The organism is Providencia lanzhouensis, assembly GCF_050469745.1.
In the GTDB taxonomy this organism is placed as follows: Bacteria; Pseudomonadota; Gammaproteobacteria; order Enterobacterales; family Enterobacteriaceae; genus Providencia; species Providencia lanzhouensis.
Genome location: NZ_CP174123.1, coordinates 533,925 through 551,443 on the forward strand (window position 1 = coordinate 533,925; position 17,519 = coordinate 551,443).

Genomic DNA, 17,519 nt, shown 5'->3' on the forward strand with positions numbered 1-17,519 from the left:
AGGCATAAAAGGGGAGAATGAGGATGAATATTATCCGGTTAGCTATCGGGATTATCACAATGACCGTAAGTGCTTGGGGGCAAGGAGAGGAATTTCTAGGCAGCGTGCCACCCACTGAATCCCATTATGAATCTTCACAGGCGGGCTGGTTTTTGGTGAATGCCACGCTATTCAATGCCCCGTGTGGTTTAACGGTAGGGAAAACGCTGACGTTGACCCATTGCGGCGCAGGAGTTGCATTCAGTGAAAATAAACATGGAGCAAAAACACCGGCAATTTTGCTCGTGGTGGATATGTTAACGGGGGAAGAAACAGTGCGTTACCCCGTGGCACTTATTGATGGAAATAACCCCGTTCAGCTTCCTTCTGTGATTGAGAGCGCGCATCCACTGCGACTGGAGGTGAGTTATGAGTAAGGTAACCCTGTTTTGGTGGCTGCTAGCGCCCCTTTTCTGGAGCTTTTCGACTCAAGCTAATGCGCAATTTCTGGATGTGGAATTTAGCGGAGAGTTAGTGCATTTATCCTGCAAAGTGAGTGCAGGTTCCGTCAAAAAAGAGATTCAATTAGAAAATTTACGTATGGAGTCTCTTAATCTGGGGGAGACCAGCGTTATCACGCCGTTTTCCATTGAAATTGACCATTGCCAGCATGCGGAGCTGGGAAAGCTCATCAAGATAACGTGGCATGGAACGCAGCTAGTGAATATTGATGGGGATAACTACCTTATCACTCAAGGTGATAGCGGCGTAGTACTGGGGATCATGGATAGTAAAGATAAACTCATTGATTGGGATGAGCCTATTGATGTGGGCAGCGTTGCAGTGGTGAATGATGAGCAATCTTTGTCCTTTGGTGTGGTAGCGCGCAAACCTCCTTATGGTTACGTTGGCACAGGGAATTTCTCCGGTTGGGCTACATTTTCCGTGGAGTATAAATAGTGAAGCAAATCAATAAAATCAGGAAGTATTGGTGGGGTTTTCTGATATTTATCTCACCGGTGGTTAATGGGGATGTGTTTGTGGATGTCGTGGCCACAATGGTCGACCCTGCTTGCCACGTACGCAGTGAAAATAACGACTCACCACTGCAAATTAATTTTGGGGTGGTTGAAATTAATGGCGCGCCAGGGGTTTCGTTGACCAAAGATTTTCCGGTGTATATCAGTGGGTGCTCAGGGAGAAAAACGTTGTCGGTGTTACTCAACCCAAAAGGTTATGGAACGGAAGAGTACCAAGGTCGCCAAATTTTATCCACCAGCGCAAAAGGGTTGGGGATCGATTTTTTTGATATCACGGATGGACTAACATTTCCTTTAGAGCTCAATCAAATACAAACTATTACACCACAACCTATCAGCGCGACGGAGCACCGTATTAATCTTCAAGCAAAGTTGGTGAACACTCGACCACTAAGCCAATTACCCGCAGGAAGATTTACGTCGGCCATGATGATCTCAGTCACTTATCACTAATGGGAACAGCAATATGTTGACAATTAAATCCATAGCGCGGGCAGGTTGTTTAGTCGGAGGAATACTGTCAGCGATGATGGCTCATGCAGATTATGCGGCACAAATTATCGATCCTAATACGGGCTATACCATACGCGTGAATAACAGCAGCACGCTGGCGGATCACCCTGATAGGGGGTCTGACGGTCAAAATTATTATCAAGTTGGAGAGCCTTTTGTGGTAGATAGTAACCTTGCGGAACCGACCGGTATGGTGAAGTGTGTCGGGCGCCGCTGGGGAAGTACAAGCACGCAAATTCTGCCAGCAAATGCGTTTCATCGATTATTCATGTATGTGCCTGAAACGGGGTTTTCGATTGCAGGACTCAAAGCGTATCGGTTGAACGCCAACCTCGTGATGACGGTGCAATCCGACATGATGGAATGGACGAACCGCAGCTCCGGTGTGTGCTCAATGTCTTATGCAGATACACAATTTGAGGTTCCTCGATTTAATAACCATTTTCCTATCACCATGACGTTTTATATCAAAGAGCAAATTATCGATGGGCAGTTGATTATTAGTGAAATGCCATTAGCGGGTTACGTGCGTGCATTTACCAATCCAAAAGTGGCGCCACCTTATGATAGCTGGCCGCTTCACGAATCTTCTGTGCCATTACGCTTGGCGGCTTCGCAAATTAATATCGGTGCAAAATGCACATCCAGTACCAGCAGCGGGGAAAAAGGGATACTGAACCTACGCCATGGGCAGTTAAACAGCTTGTACTATGATAACCGCGCTAGTGGTCAAGTTACCTACAGTTGCCTCTTCCAGTCGGCAACTAAAGTACGTTTACGCTTGGATTACACGCAGGATGATGATCCTCAAAAGCGTTTACCGATGAAAAATGAGGCGAATGATACGATCTACAGCAATTTGGTGATTACGGATCTTGAAACGGGACAATCCGGCAAAGAGATCAACGCAGAAATTCACAGCCTGAAAGAGTTCGAAATCAGTAGCCACCTGCAAGGGGAAAATGCCCAAGCGGGTGACTATCGTGGTTCTGCATGGCTGATTGCCACCTTGGATTAAGGTTAGGATTCAATACGCTGAATAAAACTCGATGGGGTTTGTCCGAGCCATTTCTTAAACATGGTTGAGAACGAACCCACATTGCTGTAACCAAGATCAAACGCCACTTCAGTGATCGATTTACCTGCTGAAATTTGGCTAATGGCACTCAGTAAGCAGGCTTGTTGTCGCCAATCTGAAAATGACAAACCCGTTTGCGCCCCAAAAAAGCGGCTAAATGAGCGGTCGCTTTTGTGCAGTTTTGCAGCCCACTCTTGGGGAAGCGAGGTAATTTGCGGTGATTTTAAAAATTCGCGGCACAAGGCTGCGAGGCTTTCATCTCGCGGGATCGGGGCAAAGAATGGTAGTGGCTCGGCGCGCGCCACTTCATGGAGGATCAGCTGCATCAATGAGCCATCTCGTCCGTTAAGATCATATTCCAGTGGCACATCAACCGCTTCTAATAGCAATTGGCGAAGTAAAGGCGTGACGCGCAAAACTTCGCATCGATTGCCTTGGCGGGGCGCAGCCGCAGGTTCGATATATAAACTGCGAGTGCTGACATTCAGCATCCGTGTTTCATGGGCTGTATTCTCAGGGATCCACACGCCACTGTCGGGGGGAATAACCCACTCACCATCTTCAGTACTCACCTCAATTAGCCCCGTTGCCCCATATAAGAATTGAGCGCGGCGATGCTTATGAGAATCCAACAGCACGTTGGGTAAGTAATCTGTCGCGAGTGCGATAACATCCCGAGCGACACTATCAATGGTACTCAGTGGAATATTTCTCATTGTAATTTTGGTTACCGTCGTTTATTGGCTGAAATTCAAACATAACGAATTATTTTCTGAATATAGGCAAAATTTATTGATATAACCACATGTTTCACGCGGTTGGCTGAAATTCCAATGCCTTTGGCGGTTTTTCAAAAGTTGGCTCAGTGGGAAATGTTTACGCTATCGCGGCAACCTAATGTATGCCAGAGGTAGAGTTATCATGAAAAATTATAATGATCAGAGTGAACATCTGATTGAACCATTGACCCGTCGTCGGTTTATTCAAGGCAGCTCTGCACTCATGGCTGTCCCATTTATTGCCACGAACACGGTCGCTTCAACACCAGAAAACTCCAATATTATCCCTACGACCACCTTACCGAATGACGGTGAGCGAGTGGTTTCCACATGCAGCAGTTTTGACTGCGGCGGAAAATGTGATATTCGCGCCCACGTTAAGCAGGGTGTTGTTACGCGCATCAGTACACGTCCTGACGGGGATCTTGATGAAGAGATGCCGATTATGCGTGCTTGTGTGCGCGGACGCAGCTATCGCAAATTTGTCTACCATCCGAACCGCTTAAAATACCCAATGAAGCGAGTAGGCAAACGCGGTGAAGGGCATTTCGAACGAATTAGCTGGGAAGAAGCCACCACGCTGATTGCTGAAAATATGCAGCGAATTAACCAGCAATATGGTCCTGCATCGCGATTTGTCAGCCTAAGTACTGGGGTGACGGGCGGCATTTTTTCAGGGGCGAATATGTTACGCCGCCTGTTTAATTTGACGGGGGGATTTCTCGAAAATTACCACTCTGTCAGTAACGGCAACACTATGGCAGTGACGCCCTACACTTATGGCACCTCGGCGAGTGGCAGTACGTTAGACACATTGGAAGAGACTCCGCTGGTGATTTTATGGGGACATAACCCAAATGAGACTATTTTCGGGCATACCAACCATTACTTCCAAAAAATGAAGAAAAATGGCACCAAATTTATTGTGGTGGATCCGCGCTACTCCGATACCGCGTCTTCGTTAGCGGATCAGTGGATCCCGATTTTGCCTACCACCGATAACGCCATGATGGATGCCATGATGTACGTGATCATTAGCGAAGGTCTGCATGATCAGGTATTTATCGATACCTACACCGTTGGCTTTGATGAGCACCAAATGCCTGATGGTGTACCGGAGAATGAATCCTTAGTCGCCTATTTGATGGGAAAAAAAGATGGTGTGGTGAAGACCCCTGAGTGGGCGGAACCCATCACCAAAGTGCCTGCGCAAACCATTCGCCAACTGGCTCGTGAATATGCCACAACCAAACCCGCTGCCTTGATGCAAGGGTGGGGACCTCAGCGTCATATTTGTGGAGAACGCTCTGCGCGTGGTGCGACATTGCTGGCAACCATTACGGGAAACGTCGGTGTGAAAGGGGGTTGGGCTGCTGGTTATGGCATGGCCGTGACGCCTGATCTTCGTAAAACACTGGCGGGTCCCAGCCTATTTGAAAACCCCGTTAAAGCGAAAATTAATATTACTAACTGGGTACAAGCCTGTGAGGATGCCAGCCTAGTCACACCGGATAACGGCTTAAAAAATGCAGAAAAACTGGATACCGAAATCAAAATGATTTTTTCCCTTGCGGGAAATTACATGACGAACCAGAACCCCGATATTCGCCATGCCGCCAAAGTGCTGGAGGATGAAAATAAGGTTGAGTTTATCGTCTACAGTGATTTGTATATGACGCCAAGCGCCAAATATGCCGACATCTTACTGCCTGAAACCAGCTTTTTAGAACGCTGGAATGTCGGCGGGACATGGGGTACAGGGAACTACATTATTCTGTCTGAAAAGGTCGTGGAACCTGAATTTGAGCGCCGCAGTGATTATGAATGGCTCTGTGATGTGGCAAACAAATTGGGTGTGGGTGAAAAATTCAGTGAAGGGCGCACGGAAAAGCAGTGGATTGAACATCTGGTCAATGATGCTCATGAAAAACGTCCTGAAGATGGAATTCCCACCTTTGATGAATTGCTGGTTAAACGCCGCCATCTTTTGAAACATAAACCCCACACGGGGCATGTGGCATTTGAGAAAAATATTAAAGATTTAGCCAATAACCCGTTTGAAACCCCATCGGGCAAAATCGAGATTTTTTCGAAACGTCTATATGACCGTAATGACCGCGATATTCCCGCACTCTCTCATTATGTGCCTGCGATTGAAGGCCCTGAAGATGCTCTAACGCAGCAATATCCGCTGCAATTGATTACATGGAAAGGGCGCAACCGCGCGAATTCCACTCAATTTGCGAACCCGTGGTTACAAGAGGTGCAGCGCCAAGAGTTGTGGATCAATCCGATCGACGCGAAACGCCGCCACATTGCTGATGACGATCGCGTGAAAGTGCATAACGATCGAGGTGTCACGATGGTACCTGTCAAAATTACCTCGCGGATCATGCCGGGGGTGGTGGCACTACAAGCGGGAGCCTGGTGGCAGCCAGATAAAAATGGTGTCGATCAAGGGGGATGCGCCAACGTTTTAACGTCAGCGCGCAGTACGGCAATGGCGCACGGTAATGCCCATCAAACCTTATTGGTGGAGGTAGCAAAAGCATGAGTAAATTCCACGTTTATCCCGCAGTGAGCGACAAACAACTCGGGTTTTATATTGATTCGGCACGCTGCTCAGGGTGTAAAGCGTGTCAGGTGTCCTGCAAAGATAAAAACAATCTCGAAGTTGGACGTAAATTTCGTCGAGTTTACGAAATTACGGGTGGGGAATTTATCGAAAATGGCTGCGGTAGCTGGGAGAACAATGTGTTCGCCTATACCTTGTCTATTTCGTGTAACCATTGTGCTGACCCAATGTGCGTGAAAAACTGCCCAACCACGGCAATGCATAAGCGTGAAGGGGATGGCATCGTGATGGTGAATACGGATAAATGCGTGGGGTGCGGAACTTGCGCGTGGTCGTGTCCATATGGTGCACCGCAGATGAATCCTGAAACCAAGCAAATGTCCAAGTGCGATTTCTGTATTGATTTACAACTGCAAGGGCAGACTCCCGTGTGTGTGGCGACGTGCCCACTCGGTGCGATTCAGTTTGGTCCCATTGATGAGCTGCGCGAACGGTTTGGTTCGCAAGCGGATGTGAAAGGGCTGCCAGACTCATCCATTACTCACCCTAATTTAGTGATCCACCCGCACCAAGGGGCGGGGCGTCATACCGTGATCCAAGGAGCGAAAAAATGAATGAATGGCCACTATTGATATTTACCTTGTTGATGCAAGCCTCTATCGGGCTAAGCGTGATGCTGGGGATTTGTGCAAAAAGATTGGCGACGACTCTGGGTGGAAATATTCCTTCGAGCTTTCTGCTGCGCTATTTATTTATCGCTTGTGTGCTAGCGGGAGTGGGGTTGCTCTCCTCCATTACACACTTGGGAGTGCCACTTAATGCGCCTAATTCGTTATTAAACATTTTCTCCTCTTGGCTCAGTCGTGAAGTGGTTTTTACGGCAACTTACTTTACGTTCTTGGGTCTCACTTTTTTGTGGATGTGGTTTAAAAAACGCCTGTCCTATGGGTTACTGGGGCTGGCGATTATCGCGGGGCTGTGTGATGTGTATGCGATGGGATCGATTTACCGTTATACCTCCATGTTAGTGTGGATGAATGACAATACCTACCTGATGTTTTATGGGGCGATGTTGACCCTAGGGGCGGCAGGGTACTATTTACTGGTTAGCTTCCTATTGAAAGATAAAGGTCAAAATAGGGCGCTTGCATTATTGATGGTGGTGGGAGTGAGCTTAGTGGTTCGTTTGATTTATCAACCATTCTACGAAAACTATTTGCTGGAAACTGCTTACACTAATGAATCCGTTACTTTTCCCATTGATTCAATTAATGCTTATCAACAAATTTGGTCACTGCGTTTAGCCAGTTGGGTGGTTGGGTTTATTGCCATTGTGGCTATCGGCATGGGAGCATTTTGCCGAATTAAAGGCGAGGCACAGGGTGTTCTGGTTGGGCGTAGCCAATATGTTCTTGTGGTGGGCTGCGTTTGTGCTTTGATTGCTGAATTTATGCTGCGTTACTGTTTTTATACAATCCATATTTAAAAATGAATAACCGAGCCAGATAGGTTCGGTTATCTAATTTACGCTTAAAGCATGGGTGACTAAGCTACCTTGATCATTGATATACACTGCAATAAGTTTGCCATTTTGCCGATGACTTCCTTCTAGCTTTTCGGTTGAATATGGTGGGATCATAATGCTTTTCGCGATGGGGGTATTTTGGTTATTTTCATAATAGAGCTGTGAAATATTCAAAAAATAAGGCGTGGGATTTTTAATTGAAAGCTGACTCTCGGAATGCAACGCACTCACGTTATTGATAAACGACTCTATGCCATTGGCAAGCGCTGCAGGTCGATAAAAAACTTTGATACGAATTTGTAGCGCCAGCTGGATAATATTCATTCCTTCTTTATTTTGAGGTTTTGGTGAAATATCAAGTACATTCAGGTAAAAAACGGATTCTCTATCTTGTGGTAAATCCCCACCAATAAATCGAATCCGTAATTGCGTACCATCATGAGCGGCGATTTTGGTCACTGGGGGGGTCACAATAAACGGTGCCTCTGTCGTTTCAGGGGTGGAATGGATATTGCCCTCATCAATCCAACTCTGGACTAAGCTTGCGTGTTCACTGTCATTAACGGCTTGAATATTGGCAGATTTTTGGTCGCTTAAGTAAATCAGACGCGTTTTTTTGAGCATTAAGCTCGCGTGCGTTTGTGAGCTAAGAAGAAGCAATATTAAACCGTAAATAATTCCTTGAATATACTGCATTTCTCATCCTTCTAATTGTATGACATGACCACCGTTGCGGTGCTGGATACAGGGCCTTGCGTCACGATGGCAGGGGTATAAGGGTAATAGTAAGCTCCCATGTTGAGGGTAAATGATGGGGAAATGGGACTTCCTTTTGCCACAGTGAAAATAGACGTTGCGGTACTTTGTGCTGACACGCTATTGGATAGAGTGATAGGCGTATTAGGATTACTCGCCATAACGAGTCTAAAACCTACACCGGCAGCGCCTTGGCTGGCAGTGTTATTCATGGTGGTTTTATCTGCTGGGAGTAAGCTGCTGCTGGATAAGAAAATACTGATATCCCTTGATGCGTTGCCTCCCGCAAGAAAATCACTGCAAGTGAAGTTGAGATTAAAGGGAGTGTAACCTGCGTGCGTTGCTGATTTGACGGTACTGATGCTGACAGGGGGCAGAGTGACGACTAAACCTTGGTTTGAAAAGTTACAGGTGGTGGTAATAGGGCTATAAGTCACTTGAACGGGTTGCAAATAGATATCATCAGGCTGAGTTGTCCATACAAATCCCAGTAAAAATGCTAAGAGTCTAGCCACCACATCAAGAAGCCATTGTACAAGACCTAAAGTGGATGCATCTGAAGCAAAAACAACGGGGTTAATGGTTGCGGTGCTTCCTGCAATTTCAATATAGTTCGAGCTTGGTTTGACGGTCACCAGGGTAAATTGCATGGTGAAATTTACATTGAGTTCATTGGCATTGTGGGTACCGGGGGACAAGTTTGACACATTATTTTTTTCTAATTGGGTGACGGTGACTTCGACTAATTGCTTACCCCCATTAAATCCCACGGTCGCTTTTCGACCTTGAAATGGTGAGGCAATACCTACGACATTGGGGAGTAATCCATTATTGGTACAAGTAAATGTACCGGAAAATATGGTTCGAGAGTCTTTGGTCACGACAGTCGATGAGCTGGTTAAATCGTTTGATAAATTAAAAGCAATCGGGGATGCCGTGACGGTTGACGCTTGTCGACAGTTAGCGGAGGCATACTGGCTGACGGCAAGTAAACTTGAAAATAATAGTGCCAATGTGGTTTTTTTCATTGGAGTTTCCTTTATTGACAGCGGTTTTTACCTTTATCCATCGTGTTAACTGGTTGATGGATCACGCACTCTTTTTCCCCTTTCAGCTTGATGTGTAAGGCTGAAGGTAGCTGTTCACTCTTAAGGTACAGCACGCCAGATTGCCCAACATATCCAATATTTTGCTGTTGTGGATCGACTACTTCAGTACCGAATGGCAGGCTGTGACCATTCGCTAACTCACCGCGTAAAATAAAGGTTTGTCGAGTGTCAGTTTCTAACTTGATGTAGTTAACTGCGCCTTGGTACGGGCTGATATTTGCCATATTTCCGAGCACTTCAGCGCCAGCCGTATTTTCGGTATCAGACAGGGTATATGAGTTAGCGCGATAAGGGGTGCTGTTGGTCACTAGTACCACACCGCGCTGATTGGTTAGCGTGGTTTTATCATCATTCACCATCATATTATTGGCCATTGGGGCATCAATGATGGTGTAAGTATCTCCAGTATCACCCGATAAGGCGATATGGTTAGGAATGGCGACCAAGGTACCTCGAGCGCCTAACCCTGCCTGACGATAATCATTCGCTTCGGTATAAGAACCGGATAATGTGGTGTAAGGGTGTTTATAGGTAATATTTCCGCCGAGGACATTGTTGCCCCCAGACTGATTTGTGCCTGTTACGGTGTAATTAATTTGGTTATCTTTCCCCGCGATGCCACTGACACTCAGGGCCGTTTGTTCATAGTGAGAGTCAGTAAAATAGCTGCCTAAGCTTACGTTAGCACGTTTTTCGAATAAGCTAATGGGAACGCTGACATTCATATAAACCCGGGTTTCTTCTTTATTATCATAATTACGCACCCGTGATACGGATACGTTGTAGGAAATGTCGTTGTAGTTGTTGGCATAACCGACTTGATATTCTCGGCTACTGCCGTGAGTGTTCCAGTAATCACGATGAGTTCCAGAAACAAAAACAGAGCCATAATCGTCGCCAAGCTGCTGATTCAAGTTAATGGTGAAGGTATTTTTCGCTCGTGAGCCACGTAGGGCATCGAAGTTGCTTAACGAAAGATCTGAATTGTTATTATTATTGCCAATTGGGTTAGCATTTTGGTCTTGATATCGCTGCCATGCTTTGTAGTTATCATGAGAGTAAATTGAATCAACAAAGCTATAGTAGCCGCTAGTGGAATAGCGGTATGTGGCGAGAGTTAAACTGGTTGAAGTGGCATCAATAAATTTACTGTAGGTTAAACGATAGCTTTGACCACTCTTATCTCCACTATCCAATTGAGTTTTGGCGTGAGTGACGTCCGCGGAGATAGCACCAAAGCGAAAGTTCCAACCACTTCCAATGACGGCGGAATAATATTTCTCACTGAGTAGAGCGCCTGAATAGAGCGTCACCAAGTTATTCAAGCCGTAATGATATTCGCCTTGAATAAATTTAGGTTGGTATGAGGTATTGTCGATTTTTGCTTGCCCAGCAAGAACGTTATAGTTAGAAACACCCTCTTTAAGCATGTCTGGTACAGCAGAGTAGGGAACAGAAAATGACTCTTTTCGACCATCGGCTTCTTGTATTACCACCAATAAATCACCGCTTCCCGCACTAGGTTGAATATCGTTAAATGCGAACTCTCCTGGCGGCACGCTTTCTTGATAGACCAAATACCCATTTTGATAAACGGTGACTAAGGCATTGGTTTGTGCGACGCCCCGAATAATAGGAACAAAGTTTTGGCTTGAGTTTGGCAACATGCCCACTTCCGTTGCGAGCATAATGCCTCGCATACGAATGCTATTAAATAGCGCTGTTGGTGTATAAAAATCGCCAGCCTTTAGCCCTGAATTAATCTGGCTGATTGGGCGGTATACATAGCGGGTGTTATTGCGCCATTTTTGCGAGCCATGGGATGAATAGCGATAACTGGATTCATCACGAAATTGCCACGCACCTAAATTGACACCCGAGTTGAGGGTGGCATAGAAATTCTCATTATTTCTCTTTTCGTGTTTCTTCTCTTTATAAGTGTAATAGTTTGTATTATAAGCAAAAATAATGGCGGGTACGCCATGTTGCCACAAGCTGGGATCGACATAACCAGATTCAGATTGTTTAATCGACACTTGTGGAACGGTAATGTTTAGTCGTAATTCGCTGATTTTAAATTGGTAATGTAGATTGGGTGCCAGTGAGCTGAGCTGAACATATGCATTATTCTCAGGCTGATCTACTTGGTTAGGTGTGGTTTTTAAACCGAGCTTAGGGACATCACTTTGCGCAAGGCTGATCTGCTTACCATTGTCTTCAACATTGATGTCAAACTGCCCTTTCCAAACCTGATTAACATAGATATCCGCAAGCTGTTTGCCCGCTGGAATTTGTCCATCAGAATAGAAACGAGAAATATCTCCTTTCGCAGATTCACCCACCAAAAGGGAGGTATCGAATTCATCTGCAAATGCATTTTTTAGATAAGTCTGTAGCCCTATTAAAATAAGGATGTAGAGATAATTTTCTTTTTTCATGATGGTTTCTTCTGTTAAAGCTGAAGGTTTTTAGATTTGAAAACACCATAATCATCAACATAAGTCAGAATAAGATTGCTACTTTTTAACTGTTTTTTTAAAGGCAGTGTTTTGGATGTGTGTGGTGGAACCATCTCTGAATCAACAAGCGCTGTTTTTTTATCTTCAGACGTTGTAATAGCAGCAATAGTAAAATGGTATTGGGAGTTATTATTCACGACAATACCGTTATTATTTAGCTGGTAATTAATATTGTCCGTGATATTTTCAGGTAATTCAGTTAATCCATTAGGTCGATAAAATAATTTTATTCTTGAACGCGCTGCTAATTGAATGACATTTTTCCCTTTCATTGAATCAGGCGCTTTAGGAATATCTAGGACATTTAAATAAAAAACACTTTCAACATTATCTGGAAGTTTTCTATCTGTTTTTTTAATTTTTAATTGTTGACCTTGTAAACCCTCTATTTTGATAATAGGAGGATAAAGATAAAACGGTGCATCTGAATTTTCAGGTGTTGAGTTTATATTACCATCATCAATCCATGATTGAACTAATGACGGTGTGTTACTGTTATTAGTTAATTGCACAGACATGCTTTGTGCAGCTTCTGGATATATAATCCTTGTTCCTGTAATAATAACGTTTGAAAATGTTTCTTTAGAAAATAATAAAAGAAGTAAGAATAATAATTTTATTTTCATAATAAATTCTCACTAAAAGCTAGGTTCAGAGGAACCTAGCTTGAGTTTATTGTTATAGATATGAAACGGTATAAACAACGTTTGATTGCAGCGCACCGACAGATGCGGCAGTCGCATTTGTTTTGTAGTAGCTAGCAATTAAGTTCAATGTTGCACCAGCAGCTGAAGTGGTATTGGCTGCGGTTAACTGAGTATCAAAGGTCGTATTTAATGGAATAGCAACGGTTGGTGATCCAGTCTGTGACAAGCTAAAGCCCACGTTACGAGCAACGGCCGGATCATTTTCGTTCACTGTTGTATTCATTAAATACAGGCCTGAAGGCGAAATATTACTTGAAGAGAAGTGAAGTTTTAATGTCCCTGCTGGCGTACCTCCACCAACAATTGCACAGTTTGAAAAGGTAAGCCCAAAGGCTTTTTGGTTTTTTGTAATAACTGTACTTGCCGTTGTTCCTGCATCAGAAGATATAATCGGATCTAAAGCAATCGACATATCAGCGCTGTTATTACCATTAATCGTACAGGTAGTATCACTAATTGCACCGGAGAAAGAAATAATACCTCCAGGGCTATTTGTGGCAGCAATTACTGAGCCAGATAACACGGATAAGGACAGTATTGATAGAGAAAGTATATGTCTAGGCATAATTAACCCCATCGAGGTTCTCGATTAATTAAAATAAGTGATTTTTTTTGCGAGTCAGAATTAACTAGCTTTTTAAGCTTAGACAAGGTTTAAAGATCTTCAAGATATGTAAAGTGGAATTAATGGGTTTATAAATCCAATGATTTCAAATTTTCAGATTAAAATTTTGTATTTTTTGTTTTTTATTATTTAATGTGCTGAATTTTTACTTGTAATGAGTGATGTTACTTAGTTAAGTATAGATAATATAAGGAATATTTTATTTTGTGATTTTGTTTCTATTTTATTTTTATTCTGGATTTTTTTGTTTCTATTTATCTTCAATATTTAAACAAGTAAAAAGAGTATTATTCTTTTTCTAATATTTTTGTTTAATTAATTAAAAATTTATTGAGTGATTAATCTTGTTAATTATGTGGTTAATTTTTTGATGGGATATTTTTCAATTGAACTGCACATTGAGTCGTTGGGTTCAAAAATTTAGTTCAAAAAAAGAGAGCACAGACGCTATTTTTGAATAAGAAATAGTGGATTAAAAATAACTAGAATTACCTTGATATAGATGAATAAAATGAAAATTAAAACAATTCTCATTTCTGATTTTTGAACCATAATGATAAGTAACATAACGTAGAGAGATGGGGTGCAAAATGGTCGGACTTTTCAATCGTTGTTTGTCACATGAAGATGCAGGAAAATTGCTGTTGCGCTTAGCTGTGGGTGGGTTAATGCTATTTCACGGAATGAGCAAGCTGCTAACAGGTGCGAGTGGCATCAAAGGGTTGTTAGCCTCTTATGGTTTACCTGAATTTATTGCTTACGGCACAATTTTGGGTGAAGTGGTTGCTCCTATTTTCATTGTGTTGGGTATTTTAACCCGACCATCTGCATTGTTAGTGGCGTTCACGATGATTGTTGCATGGTTAATGGTGGGGTTAGATAAAACGTTCTTACTGGATAAAACAGGGGCATGGGCGATTGAGAGCATCGTTTATTTCTTTGTGAGTGCGCTGGCGATTGCGTTACTGGGGGCAGGGAAATTCTCTGTGGTAAAAAGTGAGAATTGGCGATAAATAGCGTGGAATAGTGAAAAGGGCATCGAAATCGATGCCCTTTGTTTGATAACGGGAAACGCTATTTAGTACTAAATTCTAAGATGGTTTTCTGTAAGAACGCATCTAACAGGCGACTATCTTTACAAGACGGTTCTGGAAATTGGTAGCGTTCCATGCTGTCTATGGTTTCTTGGATTAAGGCATCAATAGCGGGTCTGCGCGCGCCATATAGGCTTTCTTTGCCTCGACCTTTTATCTCTAGCAGCGTATTAATTTCCGTTAATACATTCTTTTGTCTGACACATGCCGCGACTAAATCACGAAAAGCCATCGGTGGCATATTTTTATGGTTCTCTATCCATCGCAAAGCTAATACTGACCGTAAGATATAAAAGTATTTTTTTAATTTCACTTCTTCGCCCTTAAAATCAGAGTATAAGTTCCTTTTACTGATAGAAAGATAGTGATAACGCGCTTTTAACGGTGAGTAAAATTGTTCAGCCAATGATTCTAACTGAGCAAAAAAGTCCTCATCTTTATGATAAACAATCGGCGACTGTAACCATTCAATTAATGCGGGGTTAGAATTACGCATCAGTTTTAAGGCTTTTGATAATTCCCAACCAGACACATCTAGCTCGTCGTCAATCGGCTTTTCTATCACATCACGCTTTCTATCGAGTGTCAGATACCAATCGAGGGAATGCACATAGATAAAGCGCACATCATAATCACTGTCTTGTGAGGCAAATCCCCAACCACGACTACCGGATTCACAGGCAAATAATATTTTGACTTGGTGAGTGCGTTCTATCTCGCTTAATGTTTCACGTATCCTTTCTTGCATAAGCATGGATACGCCATCACTCATTTTTTCCATGCTGTTACTTTTCATTTGAACTCCTAATTGGGGTAAATTACCCCTTCACACACACCACTTGGCGTAATGTATGCACAATTTCTACCAGCGACGATTGGGCTGCCATCACTGCATCAATGTCTTTATACGCCATTGGAATTTCATCGATTACATCGCTATCTTTTCGGCATTCAACATGGGCGGTGGCTATCTTTTGGTCGCTCACGGAAAAACGTTTTTTGGCTTCTGTTCGGCTCATTACGCGTCCTGCGCCGTGGCTACATGAACAAAAACTCTCTTCGTTTCCTAGACCGCGAACAATAAAGCTTTTGGCTCCCATTGAGCCTGGAATGATCCCCATTTGCCCTTTTTGGGCAGATACTGCCCCTTTTCGAGTCACCAAAATTTCTTCACCAAAATGCTGCTCTTTCTGCACATAGTTATGGTGGCAGTTTACGGCTTCTTGCTGCGTCATAAACGGTTTGGTGATTTCTTTCGACAGTGCTTCCAGCACGCGATGCATCATCACTTCACGGTTATGACGGGCAAAATCCTGCGCCCAACCTACGGCTTCCATATAGTCGTTGAAATATTGGCTTCCCTCTTGAAAGTACGCCAAATCACGGTCTGGCAAATTGGCGATATGTTGCTGCATATCTTTTTGCGCCAAGGTAATAAACAAGTTACCAATCGCATTTCCCACTCCGCGAGACCCGCTATGTAGCATCACCCAAACGCGGTCTTGCTCATCCAAACACAGCTCAATAAAGTGGTTCCCTGTTCCCAGCGTCCCTAAGTGGTTGTAATGGTTTGTCCCACGTAGCTTCGGGTACTTATCGCAGATGCGTTTGAACTCTTCATCCAGTTGCGCCCAGTGGGTATCCACAATATCAGGGGCACGATGCCAAGCGCCTTTATCTCGACCGTGTCGATGAGTGGTTCGCCCATGAGGTACTGCCGCTTCAATGGCAAAACGAATATTTTGCAGGCTATCGGGTAAATCCGATGCAGTTAATGATGTACGCACCGCAATCATTCCACACCCAATATCCACTCCAACCGCCGCAGGGATAATCGCCCCTTTGGTTGGGATCACGCTCCCGATAGTGGAACCTTTACCCACATGCACATCCGGCATCACTGCGAGGTGTTTAAAGATAAACGGCATTTTTGCGGTGTTTTGCAATTGGGTCACTGCCGCAGGGTCAACAGGGACTCCGTGAGTCCACATTTTTACTGGCGCACTATTGGGCTGCATAATTTGGTTAAAGTTATTGTTATTCATTGTTATTCCTTAATTTTTACCAATCCGTTTAATACTTGATCCAATCCACCATAAACGGAAATTTGGTCGATTCGATGTGCAATACTTTCTAAGGTTTCGAGCTCTTTCAAACGCAAGGCAACGGGGTTGTTTTCCATCACTTTGGCGGTATTTAACAGTGAGCGCGTGGCGGCAGTTTCTTCACGGCGACGGATCACGTTGGCTTGTGCTGATTTTTCGGCTTCTACTACCTGAGACAAGATGGTGCGCATGTCTCCCGGTAAAATAATGTCTTTCACGCCAATGCTATCGATTTCTAAACCGAAGGTGAGGGCGGTTTGTACCACATGCTCCATCATCAGCTGGTCGATTAACTGCTTGTTTTCCAACAGTTCATCTAAGGTGCGTGTGCCGATAATTTCACGCAGGGCAAATTGCAGCTCGCGATATAAATAATCTACCGGTTGGCTCAATTTGGATAACGCCAACAGGATGTCGGCATAGCGCCAGTTTGCCGATAAGTTAACACGCAAAGTGACTTTATCTTTGGTCAAAATCTCCTGACCGCTGACTTCCAATGCCTGTAACCGTGTATCAATCACGTCCACTTCAGGTTTACGGCAAATCTTCCAGTAGCCGTAAGTGCCGGGCTGTAAAATGGCTTGAATTTCACCATCTAATTTGAAGATACCTACATGCCATGCAGGAACTTGGCTGATTAACGCCAGATCGGTACCTTTGATGCGTTTTTTACCCGCCAAACGCGCCAGTAGTGTTGGGTTGATAACCACATCGTCCGTCGATTGAGTTTCGATGTGCAACGTATTGCCCGTTTTCCAGTACAGTCGGCGCGTCGCGGGCGCTAAAATTTCATTCAAGCTGTTATGCAAATACACAAAGCCCATTTCATCATCTGCAAGAGTGATATCCACACAGTATTCTTCAACCCAATCAGGGTGAAACTGGCGTAAATGCTCAGCAAGTTTCTCTTCAATTGGGTCATTATTTAGTTCAAACAGTGAAACGGTCAGTTTATTAAACCAATCATTAAGGCGATATTCGCCAGCCACGAACAGTTGCTTGAAGTCGCCTTTGTTTGAAGTCAGTGCAATGTATCCCTGTGCCACGTTAATTTTTGTCATTGTTATTTTCCTTTTTATTTATTGAGGTGTTATCGAAATCATCGACGAAGCGAG

17 protein-coding genes are annotated in these 17,519 nt (G+C 43.8%); 8 read left to right on the plus strand and 9 right to left on the minus strand.

What is annotated here, in order from left to right:
- Window positions 1-23 precede the first annotated feature (23 nt).
- From ACIH2S_RS02390 to ACIH2S_RS02405, 4 genes are read left to right on the plus strand one after another with little or no spacing between them, the layout of a single operon-like run.
- Window positions 24-416 (plus strand): hypothetical protein, encoded by a 393-nt coding sequence (locus ACIH2S_RS02390; protein ID WP_036955200.1) that lies wholly within the window; start codon window positions 24-26, stop codon window positions 414-416.
- On the plus strand, window positions 409-939 hold the full coding sequence (locus ACIH2S_RS02395) for a fimbrial protein (RefSeq protein WP_430248034.1): 531 nt from the start codon (window positions 409-411) through the stop codon (window positions 937-939). The genes ACIH2S_RS02390 and ACIH2S_RS02395 overlap by 8 nt, the downstream gene beginning before the upstream one ends.
- Window positions 939-1,472: a fimbrial protein gene (locus tag ACIH2S_RS02400; RefSeq protein ID WP_036955195.1), complete on the plus strand. Its 534-nt coding sequence runs from the start codon at window positions 939-941 to the stop codon at window positions 1,470-1,472. The genes ACIH2S_RS02395 and ACIH2S_RS02400 overlap by 1 nt, the downstream gene beginning before the upstream one ends.
- A 13-nt stretch (window positions 1,473-1,485) precedes the next feature.
- Window positions 1,486-2,550 (plus strand): adhesin, encoded by a 1,065-nt coding sequence (locus ACIH2S_RS02405; RefSeq protein WP_108479316.1) that lies wholly within the window; start codon window positions 1,486-1,488, stop codon window positions 2,548-2,550.
- 2 nt (window positions 2,551-2,552) lie between these two features.
- On the opposite strand, the gene ACIH2S_RS02410 is transcribed toward ACIH2S_RS02405, so the two are convergent.
- Complete coding sequence (locus ACIH2S_RS02410) at window positions 2,553-3,326, minus strand: AraC family transcriptional regulator (RefSeq protein WP_132497125.1); 774 nt, start codon at window positions 3,324-3,326, stop codon at window positions 2,553-2,555.
- A gap of 205 nt (window positions 3,327-3,531) precedes the next feature.
- Between ACIH2S_RS02410 and ACIH2S_RS02415 the strand changes: the two genes are divergently transcribed.
- From ACIH2S_RS02415 to ACIH2S_RS02425, 3 genes are read left to right on the plus strand one after another with little or no spacing between them, the layout of a single operon-like run.
- Window positions 3,532-5,943 carry a DMSO/selenate family reductase complex A subunit gene (locus tag ACIH2S_RS02415; protein ID WP_196712528.1) on the plus strand — a complete coding sequence of 804 codons (2,412 nt, stop codon included), beginning with the start codon at window positions 3,532-3,534 and terminating at the stop codon, window positions 5,941-5,943.
- Entirely contained in the window at window positions 5,940-6,578 is a 639-nt protein-coding gene (locus ACIH2S_RS02420) for a DMSO/selenate family reductase complex B subunit (RefSeq protein ID WP_036955182.1), read from the plus strand. Before ACIH2S_RS02415 ends, ACIH2S_RS02420 begins: the two co-directional genes overlap by 4 nt.
- Window positions 6,575-7,450 carry a dimethyl sulfoxide reductase anchor subunit family protein gene (locus ACIH2S_RS02425; RefSeq protein ID WP_108479320.1) on the plus strand — a complete coding sequence of 292 codons (876 nt, stop codon included), beginning with the start codon at window positions 6,575-6,577 and terminating at the stop codon, window positions 7,448-7,450. Before ACIH2S_RS02420 ends, ACIH2S_RS02425 begins: the two co-directional genes overlap by 4 nt.
- Window positions 7,451-7,483: 33 nt before the next feature.
- Here ACIH2S_RS02425 and ACIH2S_RS02430 read toward each other — a convergent pair whose 3' ends face one another.
- From ACIH2S_RS02430 to ACIH2S_RS02450, 5 genes are read right to left on the minus strand one after another with little or no spacing between them, the layout of a single operon-like run.
- Window positions 7,484-8,185: a fimbrial biogenesis chaperone gene (locus tag ACIH2S_RS02430; protein ID WP_108479321.1), complete on the minus strand. Its 702-nt coding sequence runs from the start codon at window positions 8,183-8,185 to the stop codon at window positions 7,484-7,486.
- Between the two features lie 11 nt (window positions 8,186-8,196).
- On the minus strand, window positions 8,197-9,273 hold the full coding sequence (locus ACIH2S_RS02435) for a fimbrial protein (RefSeq protein ID WP_430248039.1): 1,077 nt from the start codon (window positions 9,271-9,273) through the stop codon (window positions 8,197-8,199).
- Window positions 9,274-9,284: 11 nt separating this feature from the next.
- Window positions 9,285-11,792, minus strand: coding sequence for a fimbria/pilus outer membrane usher protein (locus ACIH2S_RS02440; protein ID WP_108479323.1), 2,508 nt, complete (start codon window positions 11,790-11,792; stop codon window positions 9,285-9,287).
- Window positions 11,793-11,806: 14 nt separating this feature from the next.
- Window positions 11,807-12,499 carry a fimbrial biogenesis chaperone gene (locus ACIH2S_RS02445; RefSeq protein WP_036955168.1) on the minus strand — a complete coding sequence of 231 codons (693 nt, stop codon included), beginning with the start codon at window positions 12,497-12,499 and terminating at the stop codon, window positions 11,807-11,809.
- 52 nt (window positions 12,500-12,551) lie between these two features.
- Window positions 12,552-13,145, minus strand: a complete 594-nt coding sequence (locus tag ACIH2S_RS02450) for a fimbrial protein (protein ID WP_006663314.1) — start codon at window positions 13,143-13,145, stop codon at window positions 12,552-12,554.
- Window positions 13,146-13,795: 650 nt separating this feature from the next.
- Here ACIH2S_RS02450 and ACIH2S_RS02455 point away from each other — a divergent pair.
- A complete protein-coding gene (locus ACIH2S_RS02455; RefSeq protein ID WP_036955165.1) occupies window positions 13,796-14,218 on the plus strand; it encodes a DoxX family protein in 423 nt (140 codons plus the stop codon).
- Between the two features lie 61 nt (window positions 14,219-14,279).
- Here the strand turns inward: ACIH2S_RS02455 and ACIH2S_RS02460 are convergent, their stop codons facing one another.
- Genes ACIH2S_RS02460 through ACIH2S_RS02470 form a run of 3 tightly spaced genes read right to left on the minus strand, consistent with a single transcriptional unit; the run spans window position 14,280 to window position 17,465 of the window.
- The gene (locus tag ACIH2S_RS02460) at window positions 14,280-15,095 is read right to left on the minus strand and encodes a nucleotidyltransferase domain-containing protein (protein ID WP_413784992.1); all 816 of its coding nucleotides are present in this window, start codon (window positions 15,093-15,095) and stop codon (window positions 14,280-14,282) included.
- Between the two features lie 22 nt (window positions 15,096-15,117).
- Complete coding sequence (locus ACIH2S_RS02465) at window positions 15,118-16,344, minus strand: RtcB family protein (protein ID WP_006663311.1); 1,227 nt, start codon at window positions 16,342-16,344, stop codon at window positions 15,118-15,120.
- A 2-nt stretch (window positions 16,345-16,346) separates the two neighbouring features.
- A complete protein-coding gene (locus ACIH2S_RS02470) occupies window positions 16,347-17,465 on the minus strand; it encodes a slipin family protein (RefSeq protein ID WP_108479324.1) in 1,119 nt (372 codons plus the stop codon).
- Window positions 17,466-17,519 lie beyond the last annotated feature (54 nt).

Bases quoted from the DNA above. Each gene is read 5' to 3' on its own strand.
- ACIH2S_RS02390 (WP_036955200.1), top strand. From the start codon at position 24: ATGAATATTATCCGGTTAGCTATCGGGATTATCACAATGACCGTAAGT.
- ACIH2S_RS02395 (WP_430248034.1), top strand. From the start codon at position 409: ATGAGTAAGGTAACCCTGTTTTGGTGGCTGCTAGCGCCCCTTTTCTGG.
- ACIH2S_RS02405 (WP_108479316.1), top strand. From the start codon at position 1,486: ATGTTGACAATTAAATCCATAGCGCGGGCAGGTTGTTTAGTCGGAGGA.
- ACIH2S_RS02410 (WP_132497125.1), bottom strand. From the start codon at position 3,326: ATGAGAAATATTCCACTGAGTACCATTGATAGTGTCGCTCGGGATGTT.
- ACIH2S_RS02415 (WP_196712528.1), top strand. From the start codon at position 3,532: ATGAAAAATTATAATGATCAGAGTGAACATCTGATTGAACCATTGACC.
- ACIH2S_RS02420 (WP_036955182.1), top strand. From the start codon at position 5,940: ATGAGTAAATTCCACGTTTATCCCGCAGTGAGCGACAAACAACTCGGG.
- ACIH2S_RS02425 (WP_108479320.1), top strand. From the start codon at position 6,575: ATGAATGAATGGCCACTATTGATATTTACCTTGTTGATGCAAGCCTCT.
- ACIH2S_RS02430 (WP_108479321.1), bottom strand. From the start codon at position 8,185: ATGCAGTATATTCAAGGAATTATTTACGGTTTAATATTGCTTCTTCTT.
- ACIH2S_RS02435 (WP_430248039.1), bottom strand. From the start codon at position 9,273: ATGAAAAAAACCACATTGGCACTATTATTTTCAAGTTTACTTGCCGTC.
- ACIH2S_RS02440 (WP_108479323.1), bottom strand. From the start codon at position 11,792: ATGAAAAAAGAAAATTATCTCTACATCCTTATTTTAATAGGGCTACAG.
- ACIH2S_RS02445 (WP_036955168.1), bottom strand. From the start codon at position 12,499: ATGAAAATAAAATTATTATTCTTACTTCTTTTATTATTTTCTAAAGAA.
- ACIH2S_RS02450 (WP_006663314.1), bottom strand. From the start codon at position 13,145: ATGCCTAGACATATACTTTCTCTATCAATACTGTCCTTATCCGTGTTA.
- ACIH2S_RS02455 (WP_036955165.1), top strand. From the start codon at position 13,796: ATGGTCGGACTTTTCAATCGTTGTTTGTCACATGAAGATGCAGGAAAA.
- ACIH2S_RS02460 (WP_413784992.1), bottom strand. From the start codon at position 15,095: ATGAAAAGTAACAGCATGGAAAAAATGAGTGATGGCGTATCCATGCTT.
- ACIH2S_RS02465 (WP_006663311.1), bottom strand. From the start codon at position 16,344: ATGAATAACAATAACTTTAACCAAATTATGCAGCCCAATAGTGCGCCA.
- ACIH2S_RS02470 (WP_108479324.1), bottom strand. From the start codon at position 17,465: ATGACAAAAATTAACGTGGCACAGGGATACATTGCACTGACTTCAAAC.